The organism is Myceligenerans salitolerans (assembly GCF_017349295.1).
GTDB lineage: Bacteria > Actinomycetota > Actinomycetes > Actinomycetales > Cellulomonadaceae > Myceligenerans > Myceligenerans salitolerans.
This window is the reverse complement of record NZ_JAFMPK010000047.1, coordinates 1,000,943-1,004,405: the sequence shown is the minus strand read 5'-3', so window position 1 is coordinate 1,004,405 and position 3,463 is coordinate 1,000,943. Positions and strand designations below refer to the sequence as shown.

The 3,463-nt window shown below is 74.2% G+C and carries 3 protein-coding genes; 1 reads left to right on the top strand and 2 read right to left on the bottom strand.

Translation table 11 applies throughout. The features are described from left to right. Positions 1-92 precede the first annotated feature (92 nt). Positions 93-1,997: a bifunctional 3'-5' exonuclease/DNA polymerase gene (locus J0911_RS17995; protein ID WP_207276891.1), complete on the top strand. Its 1,905-nt coding sequence runs from the start codon at positions 93-95 to the stop codon at positions 1,995-1,997. Positions 1,998-2,099: 102 nt separating this feature from the next. Here J0911_RS17995 and mtnN read toward each other — a convergent pair whose 3' ends face one another. Both mtnN and J0911_RS17985 read right to left on the bottom strand, forming a co-directional pair. Further along, entirely contained in the window at positions 2,100-2,885 is a 786-nt protein-coding gene (mtnN, locus tag J0911_RS17990) for a 5'-methylthioadenosine/S-adenosylhomocysteine nucleosidase (RefSeq protein WP_207276806.1), read from the bottom strand. Then, on the bottom strand, positions 2,882-3,334 hold the full coding sequence (locus J0911_RS17985; RefSeq protein ID WP_207276890.1) for an S-ribosylhomocysteine lyase: 453 nt from the start codon (positions 3,332-3,334) through the stop codon (positions 2,882-2,884). Before J0911_RS17985 ends, mtnN begins: the two co-directional genes overlap by 4 nt. Positions 3,335-3,463: the final 129 nt, after the last annotated feature.

Here is a 3,463-nt window from a genome sequence, read left to right as displayed (position 1 = left end):
ACCACTCGACATACTGCCGACCGCATTCCGACCGCATCCCCGGGGTATCCGCATCCGATGTCAGTGTCTCCGGGCAGACTCGTCCCGTGCGAATGATCCTGTCCCGGGCAGGCGGCCCACGGGCCGCCGTCGCGCGGCTGCCCGAGCCCGGGGAGGTCGTGGACGACGACGGCGTCCCCTCCGCGCCACCACGCTGGACGTGGGATGACACGAACCGCTGGTATCCGAGGCTCCTGGCCGACGGTGTGCGGGTCGAGCGCGCCCACGACCTGCGTCTCGCGCACGCGGTCCTGCGCGCGTCGGTGTTCTCGGCGGACACGGAGCTGGCCACCGCGCCTCCGGGGCCCTGGGACGGCCTGCCACCGACGCCGCCACCACAGGCCGGTGGCGGGCCGGGCGACACCGCGCCGGCCGCGCTCTTCGACCTCGACCTCGACCTCGATGTCGGGGGCGCGGCCCGGCGCACGGGCACCAGACCGGTGGGTGCCCGCGGCGGCATGGGGGCCTCCTCGGGCGCGGGTCCGGGCCGCTTCGCGCGCGGGGCGGATGGCGGACCCGGCCAAGGTGGTGGTCCCGCGGACGCGGCACGGCCGTCGTCGGGCGTGGACGACGAGCTCGACCCCGTCGCCGAGCTGTCGGCACAGCTCGACGCGGTCGCGTCGAGCGCCGACGCCGGCAGGCTGCGCCTGCTGATCGCCGCCGAGTCCGCCGGCGCGCTGGCCGCCGCGGAGATGCACCACACGGGCCTCCCGTGGCGCGCCGACGTGCACGACGCGATCCTCACCGAGGCGCTCGGGCCACGGCCTCGCCCGGGCGCTCGGCCGGCGAAGCTCGAGGCCCTGGTGCAGCGCATCCGTGAGGCACTGGACGCGCCGCCCACCCTCAACCCCGATTCGCATCCCGACCTCCTGCGAGCCATGGAGTACGCGGGAGTCGGCGCCCGCAGCCTGCGCAAGTGGGAGCTCGAGAAGATCGACCACCCGGTGATCGCCCCGCTGCTCGAGTACAAGTCGCTGTACCGCCTGTACACGGCGAACGGCTGGACCTGGCTCGACACGTGGGCGCCGGACGGCCGGTTCCGCATGGAGTACGTGGTGGGTGGCGTCGTGACCGGCCGCTGGGCGAGCACGGGCGGGGGCGCCCTCCAGCTTCCGCACAGCGTGCGGCGGGCGGTGGTGGCGGACCCGGGCTGGACGTTCGTCGTCGCCGACGCGGCCCAGCTCGAGCCACGGGTGCTGGCCGGTCTCGCGCAGGACGAACGGATGGCGGCCGCGGGGCACGGCCCGGGCGGGGGGAGTGCGCGTGGCGCGGGCAGCGGGGCGCCCGAGGCCGTCGACATGTACGCGGGGATGGTGGCGGCAGGGGTCGTCGAGACCCGTCAGGAGGCCAAGATCGGCATGCTCGGGGCGATGTACGGCGGCACGACGGGTGCGTCGGCCCAGGTGATGCCCCGGTTGGCGAAGGCGTTCCCACGGGCGATCGACCTGGTGGAGCGTGCTGCCCGGGCGGGGGAGCGGGGCGAGGTCGTGACCACCCGGCTCGGGCGCAGCTCACCGACGCCGGGCAGCGAGTGGGCCGACGCGCAGGCTCGAGCCTTCGCCGCCGACCCGCAGGACAGCGCCGAGGCCGGGCGCCGCGCCCGGTCGCAGACCCGGGCGTGGGGCCGGTTCACGCGCAACTTCGTCGTGCAGGGCACCGCCGCCGAGTGGGCCCTGTGCTGGATCGCGTCGCTCCGGCGGCGCCTGTGGGGGCTCGGCGAGGTCGCGGACGCCGTGGGTCCTGGGGGCGTTCCCGAGCCGTTCGCGCACCGTCCGCATCTGGTGTTCTTCCTGCACGACGAGGTCGTGATCCACACCCCCGCGGCTCTTGCCGGCGCCGTGGCCCACGAGGTCCGGGCAGCGGCGGACGAGGCGGGCCGGCTCCTGTTCGGCGACTTCCCGGTGACGTTCCCGCTCAGCGTGGCCGTCGTCGACAGCTACGCGGACGCCAAGGACTGAGGCCGACGCGACAGGCGTCCGGCCCGGCATCACCACGCCCCGCCACCGTCGAGCCCGGTGGCGGGCCGGCACCGCGCCGGGAACGGCGTCGCGGTGCGCCGGTCAGAGGCGTGTGAGCGCCGCCTCGACCACTCGGGCCGAGCGGAGCGCGGCATCGTCGACGTGGGTCAGGAACTCGGTGCCGTCGGGGGCGCAGAGGTCGGACACCGCCCGGACCGACACGAACGGCGCACCGTGGTTGTGGCATGTCTGCGCGATCGCGGCCGACTCCATGTCCACGGCCAGCACCTGGTCGAAGGTCTCCCGCAGAGCCTCCGCGGGTTCGGCGGTGACGAACTTCTCCGACGACCCGATCGTTCCGGCGACGAGGTTCTGCTCGTGCCCGACGGCGTTCTCGACGGCCTCGAGCAGGCCGTGGTCTGCCGTGTACACGGCAGGCATCCCCGGAACCTGCCCGAGCCGGTACCCGAAGGCAGTGGCGTCCGCGCCCGTGTTCAGGCAGGTGCGGCCCACGACGACGTCCCCGACCTTGACGGACCGGGCGAGCCCTCCCGCGCTCCCGGCACTGACGACCGGGACGACGCCGTAGGTCAGAAGTGCGCCGACCGCGGCGTCGGACGCGTTCACGAACCCGATCCCGCTGCGCACGAGGGCGACACGGCGGCCGCCCAGCGTGACGAGCTGGTGTTCGGCGGCGCCGACCACCAGCGCCCCGGGTGCGGGCGCGCCATCGGAGAGGCTGAGCCCGTCCTCGTCGTCGGACACGGTGGCGGTCTGCGGGGTGTCGCCGCGCGGGACGCCGGCGAGGTCGAGGAACGGTGCGGCCTCGTCGGCCATGGCGACGATGACGACGGCGTCGACCGCGATGCCCTGCGTGGCGGCCGTCATGCGAACACCCGTGTCCACTGCGCGCGTTCGGCGAGGAACGTCCGAGCGGCGTCCTGGGCGCCGGCCAGCGTGTGGTTCGCGCCCCAGCCGCACTGCACCTCGTTGGCGGCCGGGACCTCCGTGGCCTCCGCGACATCCGTGAGGGTCGCCTCGATCAGGTCGAGGACGTCCTCCTCGGCTGGCTCGCCGGAGAGCATCAGGTAGAAGCCGGTCTGGCAGCCCATCGGGGAGAAGTCGAGGACACGGTCGCTGTGGTTGCGCGACTTCTCCGCGAAGAGGTGCTCCAGCGAGTGCACCACCGGCATCTCCAGGTGGGAGGCATTGGGCTGGGTGAAGCGGACGTCGTACTTGACGATGACGTCGCCGGCGGGAAGTTCCTTGCGGTCGGCGAGGCGCACGTACGGCGCGGCGACGGCGCGATGGTCAAGGTTGAACGACTCGACGTTCATGCGGGGCTGCTCGGTCACGGCACCAGCCTACGGGCCGCCCACCGCCACCCACTGCCAGGCCCACCGCCCGTTGCCGGCCTGACGAGGCGATGCGGTCGGCCCGTTGTCGGGACACGTCGGTCCGTTGTC